The organism is Cloacibacterium caeni, from assembly GCF_907163105.1.
GTDB lineage: Bacteria > Bacteroidota > Bacteroidia > Flavobacteriales > Weeksellaceae > Cloacibacterium > Cloacibacterium caeni_A.
On the sequence record NZ_OU015321.1, the window covers coordinates 994,322 to 1,017,421 of the forward strand.

The following is a 23,100-nucleotide window of genomic DNA, read 5'->3' on the forward strand; positions in this document are numbered from 1 at the left end:
AAAGCCATCTTTACGATGGCTTTTTTTATGATAAGAACTCTTCAATTTTCATTGCTTTTTGTTCACCTGAAGTTAAATTTTTGATGGTGATATTTCCTTCTGCAATTTCTTGTTCGCCAAGGAAAATAAGATTTTCTATGCCTTTCTTTTCAGCGTAGGCAAATTGTTTTTTAAGTTTAGCACTTTCAGGGTAAATTTCTGCAGCGATTCCTTTTTCACGAAGTTTGGCTAAAACCTTCATGGCTTCTGATGCTTCTTTTTCTCCGTAATTGGCAAAAAGATATTCTATTTTTCTTTCAGAATTTTGTGGGAAAAGATTCAGTTCTTCTATCACGAGATAAATTCTATCCAAGCCAAAAGAAATTCCAATTCCTGGAATATTTTTCACTCCGAAAACTTCAGTAAGATTGTTGTATCTACCACCGCCACCAATGGAACCCATTTCTACACCTTGTGCTTTTACCTCAAAAATAGCACCTGTATAATAGTCTAAACCTCGCGCTAAAGTAATGTTGAAAACCAACTCATCTTCTATGCCTAGTTTTTTACAATTTTCTAAAACAAATTCTAGTTCTTCTACTCCACTTTTCCCGATTTCTACATTGGCAAAATTGGTTTTAAGAATTTCTAAAACTTCAGCTTGAGGTTTATTATCAAAAAGGAAACTTAGTTTTTCTATCGCTTCATCAGAAATATTTTTTTCTTGAAGTTCTTTTACTACTCCATCTTTTCCGATTTTGTCTAATTTATCCAAAGCCACTGTAAAATCAATCAATTGCTCAGAAATGTTGGCAAATTCTGCCAATCCAGAAAGGATTTTACGATTGTTGATATGGATTTTTACAGGAATTTGTAATTCTTTGAAAGACTTCAAATATAACTGAACCAATTCTACTTCTTGCCAAAGACTTTCTGAACCAACTACATCTGCATCGCACTGATAAAACTCTCTGAAACGCCCTTTTTGCGGACGATCTGCTCTCCAAACTGGTTGGATTTGATAACGTTTAAAAGGAAAAGTAAGCGTTCCTTGATTCATGGCAACAAAACGTGCAAAAGGAACGGTTAAATCATATCTTAAAGCTTTTTCTGAAATCTGAGCGATGAGCTTTTGAGAATTTTTAGCATTCCAATCTTCCTCTTTTGTTTTCGCAGCGTAATCTCCGGAATTAAGGATTTTAAAAATCAATCGGTCTCCTTCTTCTCCGTATTTCCCCGTCAAAGTAGATAAATTTTCAAAACTTGGTGTTTCCAAAGGTTGGAATCCAAACAATTCAAAATTCTTCTGTAAAGTATTGATAATGTATTTTCTGCGATAAACTTCCTGCGCGGTAAAATCTCTGGTTCCTTTCGCTAAACTTGGCTTCATTTTTTATGAGTAATTGGTAATGAGTAATAAGTAATTTAAAAATTTATGCAAAAATAACGATTTTAAAACAATTACTCATTGCTTATTGTTCATTGCTCATTTCTTTCAGCATCCAAAGATTACAACCATCATGACCTGTATTTCCGAGTGGTTGATTCAGGTATTGGAAACCTTGTTTTTCGTAAATGGAAACAGCGGTAGAAAACTCTGGAATGCTTTCTAAATATATCTGAGAATACCCCAATTCCTGAGCGGTTTCTATGGTTTGTTCTAACAATAATCTGCCAATTCCTTTTCCTCTTCCTTCATTAGAAATATAGAATTTCACGAGTTCTGTACAACCTTCTGGTAAATTTTCGGTGGGGAAAATTCCGCAACAGCCTACGATTTCATCATCTGCTTCTGCTACCCAAAGTTGAGATTTAGGTGTTTGAAAAAGCGAGAATAAATCATCTGTTGTAGGGTCTGTATATACGGTTCCTGCGGTACATTTTACTTCGAAATCATGGAAACAACTTCTGATGATTTTGGCTAAAATAGCGTTGTCTGATGGTTGAATAGGTCTGATATTGATTTTCATATTTCAAAAATAGTGAAAATTATTTCTAAATATTTTGATTTCAAAAATACGCAAAGATTTTATAATGTTATGACTATTGAAAGTAAGCAAAGATTTACTTGCTTTGGCAAATTCATCAAGCTAGTATTTACAATTTTTCTAATTTTTTTGTCATTCTGAATGAAATTTTGAGAAGCATTATGCAATGAAGAATCTAACTCGTAGTATATTATCAAAAAACTTGTAAATAATTCAATTATAGCAAAATACGCAAAGGCGCAATTAAAATTTTCATTAAAATTGTTTTTAAGGCGCAAGAAAATCAAAGATTTTCAATTTTAATACAGACGAAGTCTGTGAAAACTTTGCGTCTTAAAAACGCAATCATTTGAAAAAAATTATTTTGCGTCTTTGCGTTTAAATTTTATATAATGACTAGAGCTTAATCTAATTAAAATCAATTAAGATTTTTCGACTCCACTTCGTTGCGCTCAAAATGACAAAAATTTTACAAATAGAAAAAAGCCTTGCCAAAAAATGACAAGGCTGTAATTTCATTTGTGTGTTCTCCTTTATTTAGTTCCTAGAAGCAAAAGTTCTTCTACTCTAATTTCGGTGATGTAGCGTTTTTGTCCGTCTTTATCATCATACGTTCTGTAGGTAAGTTTTCCTTCGATGGCAATTTCTTTTCCTTTTTGCACGTATTTTTGAAAAATCTCTGCAGTTTTACCAAAAGCAACCAAATTGTGCCATTGAGTTTCTTCTACTTTTTCGCCAAGAGAATTGGTGTAATAATCGTTGGTTGCTAATGAAACTGTAGCTTTCATTCCTTTTTCGAAATTTACGATTTCTACTTCTTTTCCGGTGTGACCAATAAGCGTCACTTTGTTTCTTAAAGACATAATAATAAATTTTAAATTAAACGTTAGAAACGAGTCGTTCTGTATTTCCCTCGAATCTCTGTGGCAAAGTTGTGACGAAAGCGAAATATTAGTCGGTATTTAGTCATTTATATCCGTTTGTAGTCGTTTGTACGAGTTTTTACAATTGAAAATCAATTATTTATATGTTTTTTAAATTTTTGTGATTATTGTGTATATTTGGATGTTATCGGCAATTTCAGAAAAACAGCGTCAATGAAAGAAAAATTTTACATTTTAATATTTATTTTATTTTTTTCAAATTTGATTTTTGGACAAAAAGCAAAACTGAATATCTCAATTGATGACAGAATAGAGACACTTTATTCAGTTGCCTATTTTGACAATTACTTTTTAGTCAACAAACACGCAAATATTTATAAAAATACTCTTGACCAAAAATTAACATCTTTGAAAAATCATCGTGCAGTTGCATTATTTGATACAATTTCTAAAAAATATAATTTTTCATATTATAGACCTATTGAATGGATACTCCAATATTCAGACTTTCCAAAATTTGAAAAGATTAAAACCAAATCAGATGCTGAAGATGAAACTATCACCAAAGGAAAAGAATACTTACTTGAAGAGTTTAGAAATGAACTAACCAAATTTAATCAGGACAGTCTATTTCAAAATTATTTAAAAGCCATCAAACCAATTAATGAAAAAATAATCAATAAAATTTTACAATCTAAAACAATCAGATATTTGCCTGATTATTTAGAAGATTATTACGGAACAAAACTTTCTTCATACAATCTTATTCTATCGCCATTAATTCATTCGGGAGGTTTTAACGCTGAAATTACTAATCAGAAAGGAGAAAAAGAAGTTTATGCTGTCATTGGTTCGAATGGAGAAATTGATTTTTATCCTCACTTTGACAACGATTATTTAGAAACAGATATGATTTTGCACGAATTTGGACATTCATTCGTTAATCCGCTGTCTAAAAAATATGAAAAAGAAATTGAAAATTTACGAACTAAATACTATGACAAAAAACTTGAAAAAAGTGGCAGACAACAAGGTTACAGTCAATGGAAATACGTTTTTAATGAAATTTTGCTTCGTGCTATCGTTATAAATATTAGTCGCTCAAAGTTTGGGAAAGAAAAAGCGGATAAACTTCTTGAATTTGAGAAAAGTGTCGGATTTGAATTAGTTGAAACAGTGTCAAAAAAACTAAATATTTACGAAACTAACAGAAAAAAATATAAAAAATTTGAGGAATTTTATCCTGTATTACTAAATGAATTGAAATAAAGAAACTGCCGATAACATGATAATTGGTAAAATACTGAGTATAAAACCAACTCCGAAACATTCTAATAAAAATCAAAAATAATATCCGTTTACAAACGGATTTTTTTAACTTTACTAAAAACAAATTGTCATGAAAACAATTATCAAAATATTTTCACTTTGTATTTTTATGACTTCAATAAGTGTTTTTGGATGCAAATGTGAAGATTTAGATATTAAGCAATCATTTAAATATGCTGAGATTGTTTTTATTGGAAAAATAAATGACATTAAAAAAGTTGCTTCAGGTTTTAAAACTCTTCAGAATCAATTAAGTAATGTAAGAATAGGAAAAATTTATAAACTTGATTATTATGATGGTTTATATCTAGAAAATACTTCGGCAACTATATTTTCTTCTCAACTAAGATCTTGTGATTTATTTTTTGACCAAAATAAAGAGTATCTAATATTTGGTTACATAGAACCTGACACAGGATTTATCTATTCAGAATATTGTTTTAAAACTAAACCCTTTTCAGAAGTAACTCAAAAAGATTTAGAATTATTAGAAAAACTAGAGAAAGAGCATGAAATAGAAGTTGAAAAAGCGAATCAAGAGGATAAAGCAATATTTGATTTAAATTATGAAGGAAATGTTCCGAATAAACAAATTGAAAGACAAAAACGAGATATTGACTTACTGATGCATCAAAATGGATTACTCAAAATCTCTCTCTATTCAGTTTTAGCAATATTAATATTCCTCATCTTCATAATTTTTATGAAAAGAAAGCACAAGTAATAAATTATTTTAAAACTGCGGTATTTAAAAAAATAAAAATAAATCTTTCTTAAAAATATTTTCCCTTTACAAACGGATTTTTTTATCTTTACATAAAACTAAAACCATGCAAAACTGTCTAGAATGTGGCGAAAAAATCATGGGCAGAATAGATAAGAAATTCTGCAGTGATGCTTGTAGAAACGCCTTTAACAATAAACAGAACAAAGACCAAACCAACCTTATGCGCAATATTAACAATAAATTGCGCAAGAATTTCAAGATTCTCTCTGAACAAAATTTTATAGAAAACAAAGCCAAAACCACTAGAAATAAACTTTCGGTTGCAGGTTTTGATTTCGAATATTTCACCAATATTAAAACCTATAAAAACGGCGCTCAATATTATTTTGTGTATGATTTTGGGTATAAATTTTTAGAAGATGATTTTATTCTGGTGGTAAAAAAAGAAGTTTAAAAGTCTCCTTTTTATTGAAAAAGAACCAGATTTTCGCTATATTTGAAAAACTATTTTATTCACTATGACCGATTTCTTTACTGGGATGAGCGTGCTTCAGCAAGCATTTTGGTATTCTGCTCTCCTATCCAGCATTATTTTTTTATTGCAAACCATTCTCACTTTTGTAGGAGTAGAGTCTTCTGATTTAGATACAGATTTTGATGGAGACTTTCATCATGTAGATGCACCTTTTGAATGGTTTACCTTCCGAAATCTTATTAATTTTCTTCTTGGATTTGGGTGGACTGGTGTTGCTTTTTTTGGCGAAATGAATGATTATCTTCTGGTAGCTTTAGCAACTTTAGTAGGATTAATTTTCGTGGCGATATTCTTTATCATCATCAAGCAATTTCTAAAATTACAAGAAGACAACACCTTTCAAATGGAAAAAACCATCGGAAAAACCGCTGAAGTTTATCTTAAAATTCCCGCTCATAAATCTGGAACTGGAAAAATTCAGGTAAGCATTAATGGTAGTTTTCATGAACTCAATGCAGTAACAGAAGGAGAAGAAATTCTTTCTGGCGAAAGCGTGAAAATCATCAATACAGAAAACAAAATTTTAATTGTAGAAAAAAATTAAATTAATATAAACTGATTAAAACCAATGGAACCTTTTATTATTATCGTTATTGTTGCAATTGTAATATTTGTAACTATTCTAGCCCTTATTTCTAGGTACAAAAGATGTCCTTCTGACAAAATCTTAGTCATCTACGGAAGAACTGGCGGTCAATCTGCTAAATGTATTCACGGAGGTGGTGCTTTTATTTGGCCTGTTATTCAAGATTTTGCTTATCTAGACCTTAAGCCAATTTCTATTGAAGCCAATCTTACCAATGCCCTTTCTAGACAAAACATCAGAGTAGACGTGCCTTGTAGATTTACCATCGCTATTTCTACCGAGCCAGATTCTATGGGAAATGCTGCAGAAAGATTATTAGGACTTGCTCCAGAACAAATTCAAGAACTTTCTAAAGATATTCTTTTTGGTCAATTGCGTTTGGTGATTGCTACCATGACTATTGAAGAAATTAACTCAGATAGAGATAAATTCCTTGATAATATTTCTAAAAACGTAGATACAGAACTTAAAAAAATTGGTTTAAAACTTATTAACGTAAACGTAACCGATATTAAAGATGAATCTGGCTACATAGAAGCTCTTGGTAAAGAAGCTGCTGCAAAAGCGATTAACGAAGCTAAAATTTCTGTAGCGGAGCAAGAAAAAATCGGGGAAACAGGTAAAGCAAGTGCAGACCGAGAAAAAGATGTAGTCATTGCGGAAACACAAAGAGATAGAGATGTAAAAATTGCCGTTACTCAAAAAGATAGAGAAGTAAGCATTGCCTCAGCGAAAAAAGATGAAAGCATCGGTAAAGCTGAAGCAGAAAAAGAAGCGAGAATCGCAACTTCTCTAGCCAACTCTATCGCTGTAAAAGGAGAAAATGAAGCAAAAATTACCATTGCCAATTCTGATGCACAAAGACGTGAAAAAGAAGCGGAAGCGCTTAAAATAGCAATGGCTGCTGAAAAAGTACAATCCGCAAAAGCTTTAGAGGAATCTTACTTAGCCGAACAAAAAGCTGAAACCGCAAGAGCTGAAAGAGAACGTTCTACACAGAATGCCAATATTGTAGTTCCTGCTGAAATAGCAAGACAAAAAGCCATTATTGATGCAGAAGCAGAAGCAGAAAAAATAAGACTTCAGGCAAAAGGTGAAGCAGACGCGATTTTTGCAAAAATGGAAGCAGAAGCAAAAGGTCTTTATGAAATCTTAACCAAACAAGCAGAAGGTTATGACCAAATTGTAAAAGCTGCAGGTGGTGATACCAATAGTGCTTTCCAATTATTATTGATTGAAAAATTACCAGAATTGGTAAAAACTCAAGTGGAAGCAGTTAAAAATATCAAAATTGATAAAATTACTGTTTGGGATGGCGGAAACAATCCTGAAGGAAGTACTTCTACTGCTAATTTTGTTTCAGGAATGATGAAAACCGTTCCTCCATTGAATGATTTATTCAATATGGCAGGACTTAATCTTCCGTCTTACTTAAAAGGCGAAAATCCTAAAGAAGAGGATGCTAAAATAATAGAAGAAAAACCTACAAAACCAGAAGGTGAATCTCCAAAAGCATAACCACAAAAAAGAGCAGAAATTTCTGCTCTTTTTGTTTTATTCTTCGTTGATGAGTCTGATTTTGTCTTCTAGAATTTCTATGACTTGGTCTTTGTATAAACCGCCAATTGCTTTTTTGAAATTCTTTTTACTCATTTGCAGTTCTTGCTTTATTTCTTCGGGTTCTGATTTGTCTGAGAGATAAAGAATTCCGTAATTTTCTTCTAATTTCTGAAGAATTTTCTGTTGAAATTCATCATGATTGTTTTCATAACCTTGTTTCTGAAGCGTAACATCTATTTTACCGTCTTCTCTGATGGTTTTGATGTAGCCTTTTTCTTCAGACAGTGGATATAATTTTTTAAATACATCCGAAGTATAAATTAAGCCCAAATATTTTTTATTCACCACTACATTGAACCCAATTTCAGATTCTCCTGCAATGATAAGATTTACTTCTTCGCCTTTTTTGAAAGGAACATTTTCGTAAGACTGATTTCTCTTAAACTTAGTGGTTCCTGTAATTCTGTCTGAAACATCATCTACATAAACGTAAACCAAATAACGTTTTCCTTCTAGAATTTTACCTTTTTGTTGCTTGTACGGAATAAATAAATCTTTGATAATTCCCCAATCCATAAAAGCGCCACTTGGTAAAGATTGCACGCAAGTCATCACTGCAAACTCTCCTACTTCACAAAGCGGAATTTCTGTAGTAGCTTTTAAGGCAGAATCATCTTGATACACGAAAACTGATATTTCATCGCCTATTTCTGCATTTTCGTCTGCAAAAATTTTAGGCAAAAAAGCTCTTTCACCGGTTTGAGATTCTAAGAAAAGTCCAGAGGTATTTTTTTCTGCGATTTTTAAAGTTTGAGTTTTTCCTAACTGCATTTTTATAATTGATAATTGGTAAGTTTTGCAAAGGTAAGGTTTTATTTCACAGCATCAAGTAAAGCTTGTATATCAAATTTTATCATTTTCTGAAATGCTTCTACTGCTTTTGGTGCTTTTTCGGCGTCATTCATCAATTCTATTAAAACTTTAGGATAGACTTGCCAACACATTCCGAACTGGTCTGTAAGCCAACCGCAAACTTTTTCGTTTCCACCATTTTTTAGTAGATTTTCCCAGTAGTAATCTATTTCTTCTTGTGTTTCGCATTCTATACAAAAAGAAACAGCTTCATCAAATTTGAAATTCGGGCCGCCATTTAATCCCATGAATTCTCTTCCGTTCAGTTCAAATTTTACGACCATTCCATTATCCGAAAGGATTTTAGAATTAGGGAAAATTTGGCAATAAAAATCCGCAGCTTCTCTGGCTTTTCCATCGTACCAAAGACATGGAAATATAGGTTTTGTAATCATATTTTTAATTTTTTTGAAATGGTGATATTTTTGAATTTTTCAATTTCTCTCGCTAATTTAGCTGATTAAACAGATTTTTTATTTTCAATTATCTGCAATATCTGCGTAATCTGCAAGAAACATATAAAATCAAATCTACAAAAAAAAGAGAAGACGAAAACATTTGATTATTTGTAGTTCTTTAAATCATCCTTGAGTTCATTAGCTTCTTTAACAAAATCAATTGTATCAGAAGTTTCCTTTACTATTTTCTTGATCAATTTATTGTTATTGAAATAGTAACTATTTTTATAGATAAGCTTTGGATTATTTATAAATCCATTTTCATCATTGGTTTGATATTTAGTTTCTAAAACAAAAATTAATTCATTTTTATAGTAAAAATATTCTCGAATAATTTTCCAAAGTGAAAGTCCTACTGAATGTGTTATTTTCTTCAATTGATTATCCTGATAATAGCCTTTTAATTGTTGTCCATTATCTGTAACTTCATTTTTCACATCAACAAAATAATCATTTGAAACAGTTTTAATTTTAAAATTTTTGGAGTTATTAATTTTTTCAACTTCCTTTTTTATCAAATTTAAGTTTTGAGAAAAACCGTAAGTGGAACTTAAGAAAAGTAAAAAAAGAATTAGTTTTTTCATGGTTATTAATAGTTTGATTTCTCTCGCTGATTTGGCTGATTAAACAGATTTTTTATTTTCAATTATCCGCAATATCTGCGTAATCTGCAAGAAACATATAAAATCAAATGTACAAAAAAAAGTTGCAGAAACTTTCTAAATGATAACCGAATTGCAGCCCGAGTTGAGCGGAGCTCTTTTTGTGTAGCGAAGCGAAACAAAAAAGCGGGAGCGGAACGAGGAAATTGCTGCCAAAACAAAAAAGAGAAGCCGAAACTTCTCTTTTATCTTTAAATATTTAATTTTTAAATTTTTCAATCAAAAATTACATGTGAATCGCGCGCTTTCCTGTAGCGTCTAATGCAGCTTCTTTAATCGCTTCTGCATAAGTAGGATGTGCATGAGACATTCTAGAAATATCTTCTGCACTTGCACGGAATTCCATAGCGGTTACAGCTTCTGCAATTAAATCTGCAGCTCTTGCACCAATCATGTGAACGCCTAAAACTTCGTCTGTTTTTTCATCAGCCAAAATTTTAATTAATCCGTCAATATCTCCAGAAGCACGGCTTCTTCCTAAAGCTCTCATTGGAAAAGAACCTACTTTATAAGCTGCTCCTTCTTCTTTTAATTGCTCTTCGGTTTTACCTACTCCTGCAACTTCTGGCCAAGTGTAAACTACTCCTGGAATTAAGTTATAATTAATGTGTGGTTTTTGACCTGCTAAAGTTTCAGCTACGAAAACGCCTTCTTCTTCCGCTTTGTGAGCCAACATAGCTCCTTTTACTACATCGCCAATTGCATAAATATTGGCAACATTAGTCTGTAAATGGTCGTTTACTTTTACTCTTCCTCTTTCGTCTAATTCTACTCCAGCTTTTTCTAAGCCAAGACCTTCTGTGAATGGTTTTCTACCTACAGAAACTAAAACATAATCTCCTTCTACACTTACTTCTTCTCCTTTTTTGTCTTTCGCTGTAATTTTTACAGAATCTCCATTTCTTTCTACAGATTGAACTCCAGTCGAAAGCATGAATTTCATACCTTGTTTTTTAAGAACTTTAGTCAATTCTTTAGACAAAGCACCATCCATAGTTGGGATAATTTTATCCATATATTCTACAACGGTTACCTGAGAACCTAATCTCAAATAAACAGAACCTAATTCTAAACCAATTACACCACCACCGATTACTACTAAATGTTTTGGAATTTCTTTTAAATTCAACGCTTCCGTAGAAGTGATAATTCTTTCTTTATCTATAGTGATGAAAGGCAAAGTAGATGGTTTAGAACCTGTAGCAACAATGGCATATTTGGTTTCTAAAATTTCAGAAGAACCATCATTTTTCGTTACTTTTACTTGAGTAGCAGATTCGAAGCTTCCTAAACCTTCAAAAACAGTTACTTTATTTTTGTCCATCAAGAAATTAATTCCTTTAGTAGTTTGGTCTACTACTTCGTTTTTACGAGCCACCATTCTTGCCAAATCAGCTTGAGGTTCGTTAATAATAATTCCGTGATTTGCAAAATTGTGCTTTGCATTTTCGAAATGTTCTGAGCTATCTAAAAGCGCTTTTGACGGAATACAACCTACATTTAAGCAAGTTCCTCCCAAAGTAGAATATTTCTCGATAAGAGCAGTTTTGAAACCTAATTGCGCGCATCTTAATGCAGCTACGTAACCACCAGGTCCTGAACCAATTACAGTAACATCAAATTGTGACATTTTATATTATTTTTTATTAAAACTTAATTTTTGCTAAAATACGGAATTTTTCTCTCACAGATTGCACATATTTATAGAGATTTTGTCAATATCTTTTTTTTCAAAAAAAAAAGATTTGAATGTTTCCATATTGTATTTTCTATTTAATTTCCCAATCAATATTTAATGGTGTTTCTTTCGAGATTTCTTTAAAATCATTTAAAATTTCTTTCCATTCTTTTACTGGACTCTCATCTTCTCTCATGCCATCATAAGTTATTGCTACATTTATAAAATGCGCAATAGCTCTTTTGACATTGTTATATTCGTTAGGATAGCTTCCTATGCCATCATTTTCTACAAATGATTTTAAGTGTTTTAAATAATTGATAAAATAATCAACTACATTTTTGTTCAAGTCAGATTCATTATATTTTTTAATTGAATGAATACCTATTCTACAAAAATCAGCAAAAGTTCCAAAATCATAATCACTATGTAGTTTTTTGTTTTTCAAAGCTTCAAATAAATAGTTTCCTAAATTTTTTAGAATAACCCTAATGTCTTCTTCTTTCAAAGTTTCATTTTCAATAATCCGTTCAATCAAATGTTTATGAACTTTATAACAATTAAGAGTATCTTTATATAATCCTTTTTCTAAAGCAATAGATGAATAATAGTAATTTTTTGTTAATGTTTGCCAAGTTAAATACCCCTTTTGATATTTCCCTAAACTATTAAAATCATAAATTATGTGAGAGCAAATTGAATTAATCCTTTGATTACATTCTTCAAAAAGTTCTTTATCTCCTAATTCAATTGCAATATCTTGAATATCAAAAATGAATCTAATAATGTTATTTAACCCATCCCAAGTTGAGGAAGCAGAAAAATTTGAATCATAATTTCTGGTTTTCTCATATAAATTCATCAAATCCCATATTTCTTCTTGCTTAGGGCAATTTTTTGATATGTTTTCATTAAATGAATTTTCAATTATATCTAAAGCGTTTCCTAATGATATGGTATTCTTAAAATATTTATATAAAGTTTTTAAGTCAAAATAAATAAAAAATTCTACTTCCTGTATGTGCAAAAGTTCTATTCTTTTGTCAGCAAATCTTTGATAAATTGAATTAATGGAGTTCCATACACTATTAAAAAAGTGTGAATCATTAACTCTTATAGCAGTTCTACAATTTTCTCCCCATAACCAAGTCATAGCATCTAAAACATCATTACATTTTTGTCTGTCATCCCCTTCTCCAATTATTTCTAATCCTTTTTCTAAAATTTTATCATTAATTACTTCGTACGATTCAATTTTATTTTCAATAATAAAAGAATCAATAACCTTTTTAAGATTTCTAAGTTTTGATTCAGTATTTTTGTTTTGATACCGGTATCTTGATACTTGTTTAAAATCTTCCAAATTTAAATCACTTACTTCTTCTAAAACTTGTTTTATCTGGCTACTTTTTCCTATTATGTTTTTGAAAAAAGGAAATACTGAGACTATGTATAAAATGAATAATATACCTACATAATATCCTAAAGTAATATTTTTAGTATTATTAAATTCATCTACAAATAGATATGAAATGAAAGACAAAACAATAATTAATATAGGAAGAAAAATTGCATTTTGGACAATTCTAAATTCCACTGGGTTTATGTAGTTCTTTTTTGTAAGTCTTTCTTTAAAAAAATCTACGGATAGGATTATTACCGCCATCATAATACCAAAAAAGGAAGATACAGCACCGATAATCAATCCAAAATAATCTTGTGAATCTAATTTAGAAAAATTAAATATATCAGGCATAAAAGCGACACATTCTAAAGGCAAGAATGTAATTAACAAATAAACTAATGCTAAAATTATTATAGGTTTATAATTTTCTATAGTACTAATTGATTTCTCTAACTTGCTATACAAAATATTGAGACTAGTAAAGAGTCTAACTCTTTTCCTTTTTTTTATCATTTCCATAAAATTAGCTTTTATTCTTTTTAATATCCACATTGCAAACGTTACGTTAATGAGGAATTTTGAATGAAGAGTTTACTCAATTTTACATTTAATTATTATGAGACTTCTTAAATTAAATCTTTTCTAAAACCTCAAAATATTTCTCTAAAATCATTTCTTTTGAAAATCTAGATTGTATTGAATTTTTAATCGCTTCCGAATCATGATTTTGTTCTAAAATTTCTACAATTTTAGCTGCGAATACTTCGTGATTTTCTATATCTGAAATTTCTCCGTTGATTTTCGGTTGAATAATTTCATTAATTCCGCCTTTGCAATTGTTGGCTAAAGCATACGTTCCGCAAGCTCCAGCTTCTAACAAAACATTCGGGAAGCCTTCGTATCTGGAACTCAACACAAATAAATCTGCAAACTTCAAAAACGGATAAGGATTTTTTTGAATTCCATGAAAAATCACGTTTTCTAATCCTAAATTTAGCTTCATTTGGTGAAGCAATTCCTTGTCTCTTCCGTCTCCTAAAATATGCAACAACACTTTGTGTTGTTTTAATTTCACAAAAACCTTCAAGAGATTATCGAAACCTTTTCTTGAAGATAAATTTCCAATGGCGACAACGTTTTTATAACCTTCCCGATAGCTTTCAGGTTTAGTAGCATTTTCTAATTTTTCTTCTATGAAATTGAAATCTACTGGATTGTTGATTTTGATGAGTTTATCTTTTTTAATCTTAAAATTCTCTATCAAATCATTCATCATATCATCACTTTGGCAAATGATTTTATTGTAATTATTGTAAAATTTATAGAAAAAACGGATTTCTTTTCTAGTAACATGTTGAGAAACAACATTGGTTTCTCTGGCAATAAATTTTGTTTTTGGGAAGAGTTTGATGAAGAGTGATAAATATGCATTTACTTCGCCAAAACCACTGAAAACGATGTCTGGCTTTCTCTTTCTGATTTGCTTTAAAATCGGTTTTAGTGCATGACGAATTCTTGGCGTTTTAATATCAATTATTTCAACATCATTTTGTAAAAAATCTAAATACAAACCTTCTTTTCTCAACAATAAAATGCTTGGAGAAAATTTTTCTCTAGGCAAATGATTGGCAATGGTAGTCACAATGCGTTCTGCACCACCTGCATTAAGATCTGGAAGGATAAAAAGGATAGATTTTTTCATATATTATTTTCCCACAGATTTCACAAATTTTCACAAAAATTAATCTGTGCTTTCTGTGTAATCTGTGGGAATTAGATATTTTCAATTACTTAATTCGCTACGTCAGAAATAAACTTAATTCTGAGCATTCTTACTTCTTCATCCGTTAAATCATCACCAAATTCCGCCAAAAGAACTTTCATAGAATCACTTTCGGATTCTTTCATAAAATCCATAAAATCATCTACAATATCTTCGTCAAAATTTTCTTCTATGTAATAATCTATATTTAGTTTAGTACCTTGATAAACAATAGATTCCATTTCAGAAAGCAAATCATCCATACTGAGATGCTTCGCTTTGGCAATGTCTTCTAAATCTATTTTTTTGTCGGTATTTTGAATGATAAAAACCTTATGAGAAGACTTATTGGCAACTGTTTTCAGCACCATGTCTTGAGTTCTCTCAATGTTGTTATCTTCTACATATTTCGCGATGAATTCTGCAAATTCTTTTCCGTATTTTTTAGCTTTTCCTTCACCAACACCATAGACTTTTGCAATTTCATCTACCGAAATTGGATATTGTACGGTCATATCTTCCAAACTTGGATCCATGAAAACCGTGTAAGGTGGAATGCCATGTTTTTTAGCTACTTTTTTTCTCAATTCTTTTAATTGAGCGAAAAGATTTTGGTCAAGACCACCTCCAGCTTGTACCTGAACTTGTTCTGCATCTGCAATCGCCGCCAAATTATATTCTCTATCTTCGGCAATCATAAATTCTGGAGTTTCTTTTCCAGAAAGAAAATTTTTAGCTTTCTCAGAAAGTTTCAAAACGCCGTAAGTTTCTATATCTTTAGTCAAATAACCTTGTACAGTAGCTTGTCTGATGATGGATTTCCAATAATTATCATTTTCAGATTTCCCAATTCCGAAATGTTTAGAATTCTCTAATTTGTAGGCTTTGGTAGTGGCAGATTCTTTTCCTAAAATAATCGAAATTAAATCTTTAGTTCTGAATTTTTCTTCCAAATCTTTTACGATTTCTAAGACTTTTTTCAAATCTTTAGAAGCGTCTTTTAGTTTTGGTGGGTTTACAGAATTATCATCCATTTTAGCACCATCACCATTGATTGGGTCAAATTCTTCTCCGAAATAATAGAGTAAATATTGTCTTCTGCTCATAGAAGTTTCGGCGTAACCTACTACTTCATTCAAAAGTTGAAGTCCGATTTCACGTTCAGAAACTGGTTTTTGAGCTAAGAATTTTTCTAATTTTTCAATATCTTTTGGATCATAAAAAGCAAGACAATGACCTTCTCCTCCATCTCTACCCGCTCTACCTGTTTCTTGGTAATAACTTTCTAGCGACTTTGGAATATCATAATGAATGACAAATCTTACATCTGGCTTGTCAATTCCCATTCCGAAAGCAATGGTAGCCACAATTACATCTGCTTCTTCCATCAAGAATTTATCTTGATTCATCACTCTTGTTTTTTGGTCAAGACCAGCGTGATAAGGCAATGCATTAATACCATTTACCTGCAATAGCTGAGAAAACTCCTCTACTTTTCTTCGGCTCAAACAATAAACAATTCCTGATTTTCCTTTGTGTTGATTGATAAATTTTACGATTTCTCTGTCTACATTTACTTTAGGACGAATTTCGTAGTAAAGATTAGGTCTATTAAAACTATCTTTGAAAACCATTGCACTATTCATTCCCAAAGTTTTCTGAATATCATCCTGAACTTTTGGTGTAGCAGTTGCAGTTAATGCTATTACAGGAACTTTTGCAATTTTATCAATAATTAATTTGAGATTTCTGTATTCTGGTCGGAAATCGTGTCCCCATTCCGAAATACAGTGGGCTTCGTCTATCGCCACGAAAGAAATTTTAATTTCCTTCAAGAAATTGAGATATTCTTCTTTTACTAAACTTTCTGGAGCTACATAGAGCAACTTGGTTTTCCCGCTTTTGATATCATCAAAAACTTGTTTTGTTTGGGTTTTATTGAGAGAAGAATTCAGGACATGACCTACTCCTTCTTCGGCAGAAATACCATTAATGGCATCTACTTGGTTTTTCATTAAAGCAATCAGAGGAGAAACTACAATGGCAGTTCCTTCTGAAAGAAGTGCAGGAAGTTGGTAACACAACGATTTACCACCGCCAGTTGGCATCAATACGAAAACATCATTACCACTCAATAATGTGGAAATAATTTCTTCTTGTCTTCCCTTAAAAGTAGAAAATCCGAAATATTTTTTTAGTGCACTTGTTAAATCTTCATGTTTAGTCTTCATCTGTTCAAGTAAGTTTTACTAAATTTGCATCTTACCAAAGATAAAACTTTTTAATGAGATTTGAAAATTTTTAAAAATTTAAAAAAATCTTAATTTTTGTCTTTTGAAAATAAATAAATCTAAGAAATTGTATTTTGGAAAAAATAGACATTATTAGCCTTGCCAAAAACGCTATTGCAGTAGAAGTTACTGAGTTAGAATCGCTTAAAAATAGAATTAATGAACAATTCGAAAAAGCGGTAAACATAGTTAATAATTCTACAGGAAAACTGATTGTAGTAGGTATTGGTAAATCTGCACATGTAGGAAACAAAATAGTAGCAACTTTAAATTCTACAGGAACTCCATCGCAGTTTTTACACGCTGCAGAAGCGATTCACGGAGATTTAGGGGTGATTCAAAAAAATGATGTGGTGCTTTGCATCTCTAATTCTGGAAATTCGCCAGAAGTAGTGTATTTATTGCCATTTTTGAAAGATTATTCTTCGGCATTCATCGGGATGACAGGAAATTTAAAATCTAAATTGGCAGAAGCTTCTGATGTGGTTTTAGATTCTTCGGTAAAAGTGGAAGCTTGCCCTAATAAATTAGCGCCAACAAGTTCTACTACGGTTCAAATGGCCATTGGTGATGCTTTAGCAGTTTGTTTAATGGAACTGAATAATTTCAAAGACCAAGATTTTGCCAAGTTTCACCCAGGTGGAAGTTTAGGGAAAAACTTAACGGCAAGAGTAGAACAATTTGTTTCTGAGCAAAGACCTTTAGTTGAAGTAAATTCTAGTATAAAAGATGTAATTTTTTCTATTTCAAGCTCTAAGCATGGAATAACGGTGGTAACAGACCAAGAAAAAATAGTAGGTGTAATTACCGATGGAGATTTAAGAAGAATGCTTCTAAAAACCGAAAATCTTACCGGAATTTTAGCAAAAGATTTAATGTCTGCAAACCCGAAAACAGTTGACAAAAATGCACTTGCAAAAGAAGCGATGACCGTTTTAAAGCAAAACAATATCGGTCAATTGATTGTAACAGATAATGGAAATTATTTCGGAATTATCGATTTACATAGATTATTGGATGAAGGGATAAATTAGAAGTGTCAAGAGCCAAGAATCAAGTAAAAAAATATTTAGTGTAGGAAAAAATTAGACTGTAAGTTTAAATAATAAAAAATTAAATTCGAAACTCGGAACTTAAATATATGGCAGAAGAAAAAGAAATGTCCTTTTTAGGGCACGTTGGTGAACTAAGATCGCATCTTATTCGTTGTATTATCGCAATTATTATTGGAGCTTTAATTGTAGGTTTCAATATCAATTGGATAATGGATCATGTGTTTTTTGCACCTACCAAAAATGATTTTATTACTTTTAGAGTGATTAATCATTATTCTCAGGAATTTTTTGGTCACGAAAGTTTCGTTTTGCCAGATACGTTTCAAGTTCAACAGAAAAAATTATTACAACAATTTGATGTAATGATGTCTGTTTCTATTTTCGGAGGAATGGTTTTGGCACTTCCTTATATTATTTGGGAATTGTGGAGATTTATCAGTCCGGCTCTTCATCCTAATGAAAGAAAAAATTCGTCTTTTGTGATTAATTTTGTGTGGATTTTATTTCTAATAGGTGCTTTAGTTGGCTATTATCTTATCCTTCCATTAGCAATCAATTTTGGAATGTTATTTACCATTTCAGATTCTATTACGCAATTATTTGACTTGTCAGATTACACTACTCTATTCTTGCAAGTGGTTTTAGGAATGGGATTGGTTTTCTTATTTCCAGTAGTCGTTTATTTTTTGACAACGATAGGAATTTTGACGCCTCTGTTTTTAAAAACGTACAGAAGACACGCGATTGTAGTCATTATGGTAGTTGCCGCAATTGTAACTCCGGCAGATGTTTTCAGTATGTTGGCTGCAGCATTTCCGCTTTTGGTTTTGTATGAATTCAGTATTTTGATGAGCATTTATGTTTACAAAAAAATTCAAAAAGCAGAACAAAAAGAATTGGTCAAAAGAAACGCTTAACTTTTAAACTTAAAAAATGAAATTTCTCAATAAACAGTTTACGCAAGAAACCTTAAAACTTGCGCTCCCAGTAATGCTTACACAAGTAGGGCAAGTTTCTGTAAACTTGTTTGATAACATTATTGTAGGAAAACTTCTTGGCGCAAAAGCATTGGCAGCAGTTTCTCTTGGAAACGCTATGTTTTTCTCTATTTTTATCTTTGGATTAGGTTTTTCACTGGCGATTCCGCCATTGGTTTCCGAAGCGCATTCTCAACATGATCACAACAGAATTAACAGCATTTTCCGACACGGATTTGTGGTGAATATCATTTTGGCTTTTGTTTTAATGCTTTTGATATTTGGAATCATTCCACTTATGCCTTATTTGAATCAACCAAAAGAAATTTTACCCGATACCATTACCTTTCTTTCCATCGTCACCTTGAGTATCATTCCATTTATGATTTTTCAAACGATGAGAGAAGTTTCAGAAGGACTTTCTTTTACGATTGGAGTAACCAAAGCGACCATTTTTGCAAATATTATTAACGTAATCCTCAATTATGTTTTTATAGAACACTTTAAAATGGGAGTTGCAGGCTCAGCTTGGGCTACATTTATTGCAAGAGTTGCCATGATGGTTTTCTTGTATTATGTGTTGATTAAAGAAGAAAAAACGAGAAGATACATCAAAGATTTTTCTCTGAAAATAAAGGATTTCACCAAAGAAATGTTCGAAAAACTAATCAGATTGGGATTTCCTACTGCATTGCAACTATTTTTTGAGGTAACGGCTTTTGCTGGTGCTGCTTTTATCTGCGGATTGATTTCTGCAAAAGACATTGCAGCCCATCAAATTGCCCTTTCTATGGCGAGTTTCACTTTTAATCTTTGTGTTGGATTCAGTGTAGCTTCTACGGTAATGATTGGAAGAAAATTAGGCGAAAAAGACTTTGTTAATCTAGAAAAAGTTGGTTTTAACAACTTGAAAATCGCTTTTATCTTTATGTTAATGTGCGGATTGGTTTTTATTCTTGGAAAAGATGTTTTACCCACATTTTTCACCAAAAAAGAAGATATTGCAGTGGTGGAATTGGCGTCTCAATTGATGATTATTGCAGCATTATTTCAATTATCAGACGGAATTCAAGTGACTGCTCTTGGTTGTCTTAGAGGAATACAAGACGTGAAAATTCCTTCTATTCTTACGTTTATCGCTTATTGGGTGATTGCCATTCCATTAGGTTATTATCTTACGGTTCCTATGAAGATGGGCGCTTTCGGAATGTGGATTGCTCTGGGAATTGGACTTACCATTTCGGCGGTGCTTTTGGTGATAAGATTTAGAAATCTTTCGGAGAAAAGAATTAAAGCTCAGTCCAACTAAAAATAAAAAAGTCTTGAAAATTTTCAAGACTTTTATTTTTATAAAATTTTTAGAAAGTATATCTTAAACCGAAACTAAATCTTCCTGGTTCTAATCCTTTTTCTATTTGCATGGTATTATAAAAACCTGGGTCTTTTTGGTATAATCTTGGTCTCCAATCTGCGAAGAAACTAATAGGATAATCTACCAATTCAAATTCCGCCCCTGCAACACCTACAATATTAAAAGCTTCAACTTTGTTAGGATGACCACCTGTAATGTAAGAAGGACCAGCTCCTACATAAATTGCAAGTCCGTCTGTTTGTTCGCTTATAGTATAAACAAACTGAGGAATAACTTGTAAAGCTGTAAATCCACCTCCATAATTTCCAGAAAATTCTATGCCCACAAACTGAAAAGGTTGATATTTTATAGAAACTCCTACTAAAGACTCTCCTACACCTGTATCTACTTGTCCACCAATTGCCACATCATACAATTGTGCTTTGGCAACTTGAGTTCCCAAGAAAATAAAAGACAAAAGACTTAAAACTTTAACTATTCTTCTCATTTATTAATTTTTACAGTTTCAAAAGTAATAATATTTTTAAAAAATTCTGCAGTTTTTTTGATTTTCTTCTTTAAATAAAGTTCATCTTGAAGAAAATGAATTAAAATTTGAAATTTAATTTCACATTAAAAAACCTACCCGTTAATCTTACAGGAACTGGATAAATATAACTTGAATTAACATCGGTAATCCATTGATTAGCAATGGTATTATTAATATTGAAAGCATTGAAAATTTGCACTCCAAATGATAGTTCTTTACATTTTCTCCAGAAATCACCCGTTGCTTTGTTGTCTTTTTGATCAATGAAAACTTTTTCTAAACCAATGTCTACTCGTTTGTAAGAAGGTAAAGTTTTGGTGTATTCATAAGGGTCTGCAAATAATGAAGCTCCATTTGGTAAACCGCTTGCAAATAATAACGTAAGATTAACTTTCATACTTGGGAATTTCGGCATATAATCCTGATAAAACATCGAAAATCTAAATCTTTGGTCAGTTGGTCTTGCAATATAGCCTCTTCCATCAATATTTTCTTTTGCTCTGGCATAACTTACAGAAATCCAAGAATCTACACCTGGAACAAATTCACCGAACAATCTGGTATCAACTCCATAAGCATAACCTTCGGAATTATTTTTTCCTGAATATCTAATTCTAACATTATCAATATAATACGGAATTAAATCATTCATTTTTTTGTAATACAATTCTGTGGTCAATTTAAATGGTCTGTCAACCATTTTGAACTCATAATCATTTGCTAAGATAAGTTGAATTGATTTTTGAGCTTTAATATTTTTATTAAATGTTCCGTCTAAATCTTTGATTTCTTTGTAATAAGGCGCTTGATAATAAACTCCTCCCGAAATTCTGAAAAGCATATCTGCATCCCAATCTGGTTTTATCGCGAATTGTGCTCTTGGTGAAATTAAAGTTTCTTTGTTAAAACTCCATTGTTGCGCTCTTACTCCACCATTAATAAAAACTCTGTTTTCTCCCCAATACAATTTTTTAGAAAATTGTGCATAACCAGAAATTCTCGTAGGATTGATTTCGTTATTTCCAGAAATATTGTATTTCAATTTTAAATCAGACGCGTCTAAAACTCCCGGATTCAAATAAGTTCTCGGTGTGCTGTAACCCAAAGAATCTACTAATTGCCATTCATTCGTAAGGTCTTTAAGCATTTCTTTCTCGAATTTTGCACCTACTTCTATATCTGTATTGGCATTTGGAGAAAATTTAAGTCTTAATTGACTTCCATACGTTCTTGCTAATAAATCATTTCTTGCATGATCTATTTGTCCACCAGCATCATAACTAGAATTAGGGTCTCCTGTTACAGGATCAAAGGTTTGCAATAAATAACCTGAAGCAATGGTATAATATTCTCTTTCCCTGTTTTGATAGGCAAAATTATCTAACGTTACACTTAATTTTTTGTTTGGTTTATACGTGATAGAAGCAGTTCCCATCATGTTTTTATAAGAATCATCTTCTTTTCCTTCATAACCAACCAATAATTTTATCGGTTGTTGTACGGTTCCAAAATCTACTTCTTTGTAGTTTGGAATCATTTCATAGTCATTTTTCGACCAATATCCTAAAAATGAAACCGACCATTTATCATTGATGTAATAATTGATATACGATTGAAAATCAAAATATTGAGGATTAAAATCCGTATCTTCATTTAACGTATTCAGAACCAAATTGGTGTTTCTGTATCTTCCTGAGAATAAAGCAGATAATTTTTTATTCTTAGAAGCTAAACCTAATGACAATCTTCCGCCAATAAGACTTGCCTCACCTGAGATTTCGGTTTTAGAAGGTTGTCTGTAATAAATATTAAGCGCAGAACTCATTTTATCGCCATATTTCGCTTCGAAACCACCTGCAGAAAAGTTAATCATAGAAACCATATCTGGATTAATGATGCTCATTCCTTCTTGCAAAGAATTTCTCACTAAAAATGGTCTGTAAATCTCAATATCATTGATGTAAATTAAATTTTCATCATAATTACCACCTCTCACCATGTATTGCGATGACAATTCGGCATTAGAATTTACCGAAGGTAAAGACTTAATCAAACCTTCTACACCACCAGAAAGCGAAGCTACAATCTGTGCTTGTTTTGCAGAAATTTCAAGAGAAGTAAGGTCTGTATTCTTTGGTTTTCCTTTTCCACGGAAGGTAATTTCTTGAATATCTTTGGTTTTAATGGAAAGTACCATCAAAACATTTAAGTTTTGGTATCTTAATTTAGGATTAATTTTCTTGGTAAAAGAAACATAAGATTCCTTTTCGGCTGTCAATACTTGTTCTGTTTCAGCTACAGGAATTTTAGCAAAACCTTGCGCATTTGTGGTAAAGTTTTGATTGTTATAAATGACTTTTACATCAGAAACTGGACTTCCGTTATCGTCTAAAATTTTCAAATTAATTTGA

General features: G+C 31.5%; 20 protein-coding genes. 8 read left to right on the forward strand and 12 right to left on the reverse strand.

Features of this window, described 5'->3' with window-relative positions; all coding sequences use genetic code 11:
• Nucleotides 1-25: 25 nt before the first annotated feature.
• The 3 genes from hisS to KKQ76_RS04630 form a co-directional block, all read right to left on the reverse strand.
• Nucleotides 26-1,369, reverse strand: coding sequence for a histidine--tRNA ligase (gene hisS, locus KKQ76_RS04620; protein WP_213196032.1), 1,344 nt, complete (start codon nucleotides 1,367-1,369; stop codon nucleotides 26-28).
• Nucleotides 1,370-1,451: 82 nt separating this feature from the next.
• Nucleotides 1,452-1,949, reverse strand: coding sequence for a GNAT family N-acetyltransferase (locus KKQ76_RS04625; protein ID WP_213196033.1), 498 nt, complete (start codon nucleotides 1,947-1,949; stop codon nucleotides 1,452-1,454).
• Between the two features lie 551 nt (nucleotides 1,950-2,500).
• Nucleotides 2,501-2,830: a single-stranded DNA-binding protein gene (locus KKQ76_RS04630; RefSeq protein WP_104793665.1), complete on the reverse strand. Its 330-nt coding sequence runs from the start codon at nucleotides 2,828-2,830 to the stop codon at nucleotides 2,501-2,503.
• 234 nt (nucleotides 2,831-3,064) lie between these two features.
• On the opposite strand from KKQ76_RS04630, the gene KKQ76_RS04635 reads away from it, so the two are divergent.
• From KKQ76_RS04635 to KKQ76_RS04655, 5 genes are all read left to right on the forward strand, one after another.
• Nucleotides 3,065-4,120: a DUF4932 domain-containing protein gene (locus KKQ76_RS04635; protein WP_213196034.1), complete on the forward strand. Its 1,056-nt coding sequence runs from the start codon at nucleotides 3,065-3,067 to the stop codon at nucleotides 4,118-4,120.
• Nucleotides 4,121-4,250: 130 nt separating this feature from the next.
• On the forward strand, nucleotides 4,251-4,904 hold the full coding sequence (locus tag KKQ76_RS04640; RefSeq protein ID WP_213196035.1) for a hypothetical protein: 654 nt from the start codon (nucleotides 4,251-4,253) through the stop codon (nucleotides 4,902-4,904).
• A 106-nt stretch (nucleotides 4,905-5,010) separates the two neighbouring features.
• Nucleotides 5,011-5,361: a DUF2116 family Zn-ribbon domain-containing protein gene (locus tag KKQ76_RS04645; RefSeq protein WP_213196036.1), complete on the forward strand. Its 351-nt coding sequence runs from the start codon at nucleotides 5,011-5,013 to the stop codon at nucleotides 5,359-5,361.
• Between the two features lie 64 nt (nucleotides 5,362-5,425).
• Nucleotides 5,426-5,986, forward strand: a complete 561-nt coding sequence (locus KKQ76_RS04650; RefSeq protein WP_213196037.1) for an NfeD family protein — start codon at nucleotides 5,426-5,428, stop codon at nucleotides 5,984-5,986.
• Nucleotides 5,987-6,010: 24 nt separating this feature from the next.
• Nucleotides 6,011-7,546, forward strand: a complete 1,536-nt coding sequence (locus KKQ76_RS04655; protein WP_213189235.1) for a flotillin family protein — start codon at nucleotides 6,011-6,013, stop codon at nucleotides 7,544-7,546.
• Nucleotides 7,547-7,582: 36 nt separating this feature from the next.
• Here KKQ76_RS04655 and KKQ76_RS04660 read toward each other — a convergent pair whose 3' ends face one another.
• The 7 genes from KKQ76_RS04660 to recQ form a co-directional block, all read right to left on the reverse strand.
• Nucleotides 7,583-8,419: a CvfB family protein gene (locus KKQ76_RS04660; protein WP_213196038.1), complete on the reverse strand. Its 837-nt coding sequence runs from the start codon at nucleotides 8,417-8,419 to the stop codon at nucleotides 7,583-7,585.
• 41 nt (nucleotides 8,420-8,460) lie between these two features.
• Nucleotides 8,461-8,895: a VOC family protein gene (locus KKQ76_RS04665; protein WP_246501342.1), complete on the reverse strand. Its 435-nt coding sequence runs from the start codon at nucleotides 8,893-8,895 to the stop codon at nucleotides 8,461-8,463.
• Between the two features lie 167 nt (nucleotides 8,896-9,062).
• Nucleotides 9,063-9,542 (reverse strand): hypothetical protein, encoded by a 480-nt coding sequence (locus tag KKQ76_RS04670; RefSeq protein ID WP_213196039.1) that lies wholly within the window; start codon nucleotides 9,540-9,542, stop codon nucleotides 9,063-9,065.
• A 304-nt stretch (nucleotides 9,543-9,846) separates the two neighbouring features.
• On the reverse strand, nucleotides 9,847-11,250 hold the full coding sequence (gene lpdA / locus KKQ76_RS04675) for a dihydrolipoyl dehydrogenase (RefSeq protein ID WP_213196040.1): 1,404 nt from the start codon (nucleotides 11,248-11,250) through the stop codon (nucleotides 9,847-9,849).
• A 139-nt stretch (nucleotides 11,251-11,389) separates the two neighbouring features.
• Entirely contained in the window at nucleotides 11,390-13,222 is a 1,833-nt protein-coding gene (locus tag KKQ76_RS04680) for a hypothetical protein (protein WP_213196041.1), read from the reverse strand.
• 112 nt (nucleotides 13,223-13,334) lie between these two features.
• The gene (locus KKQ76_RS04685; RefSeq protein ID WP_213196042.1) at nucleotides 13,335-14,405 is read right to left on the reverse strand and encodes a glycosyltransferase; all 1,071 of its coding nucleotides are present in this window, start codon (nucleotides 14,403-14,405) and stop codon (nucleotides 13,335-13,337) included.
• 89 nt (nucleotides 14,406-14,494) lie between these two features.
• Complete coding sequence (recQ, locus tag KKQ76_RS04690) at nucleotides 14,495-16,696, reverse strand: DNA helicase RecQ (RefSeq protein WP_213196043.1); 2,202 nt, start codon at nucleotides 16,694-16,696, stop codon at nucleotides 14,495-14,497.
• A gap of 134 nt (nucleotides 16,697-16,830) precedes the next feature.
• Here recQ and KKQ76_RS04695 point away from each other — a divergent pair, with 134 nt between their 5' ends.
• From KKQ76_RS04695 to KKQ76_RS04705, 3 genes are all read left to right on the forward strand, one after another.
• Complete coding sequence (locus KKQ76_RS04695) at nucleotides 16,831-17,790, forward strand: KpsF/GutQ family sugar-phosphate isomerase (RefSeq protein WP_213196044.1); 960 nt, start codon at nucleotides 16,831-16,833, stop codon at nucleotides 17,788-17,790.
• Nucleotides 17,791-17,897: 107 nt separating this feature from the next.
• Nucleotides 17,898-18,728 (forward strand): twin-arginine translocase subunit TatC, encoded by an 831-nt coding sequence (gene tatC, locus KKQ76_RS04700; protein WP_213196045.1) that lies wholly within the window; start codon nucleotides 17,898-17,900, stop codon nucleotides 18,726-18,728.
• Nucleotides 18,729-18,744: 16 nt separating this feature from the next.
• On the forward strand, nucleotides 18,745-20,097 hold the full coding sequence (locus KKQ76_RS04705; RefSeq protein ID WP_213196046.1) for an MATE family efflux transporter: 1,353 nt from the start codon (nucleotides 18,745-18,747) through the stop codon (nucleotides 20,095-20,097).
• A gap of 49 nt (nucleotides 20,098-20,146) precedes the next feature.
• On the opposite strand, the gene KKQ76_RS04710 is transcribed toward KKQ76_RS04705, so the two are convergent.
• Both KKQ76_RS04710 and KKQ76_RS04715 read right to left on the reverse strand, forming a co-directional pair.
• On the reverse strand, nucleotides 20,147-20,647 hold the full coding sequence (locus KKQ76_RS04710; protein ID WP_213196047.1) for a hypothetical protein: 501 nt from the start codon (nucleotides 20,645-20,647) through the stop codon (nucleotides 20,147-20,149).
• 100 nt (nucleotides 20,648-20,747) lie between these two features.
• A complete protein-coding gene (locus KKQ76_RS04715) occupies nucleotides 20,748-22,886 on the reverse strand; it encodes a TonB-dependent receptor plug domain-containing protein (protein ID WP_213197467.1) in 2,139 nt (712 codons plus the stop codon).
• Between the last annotated feature and the right edge of the window lie 214 nt (nucleotides 22,887-23,100).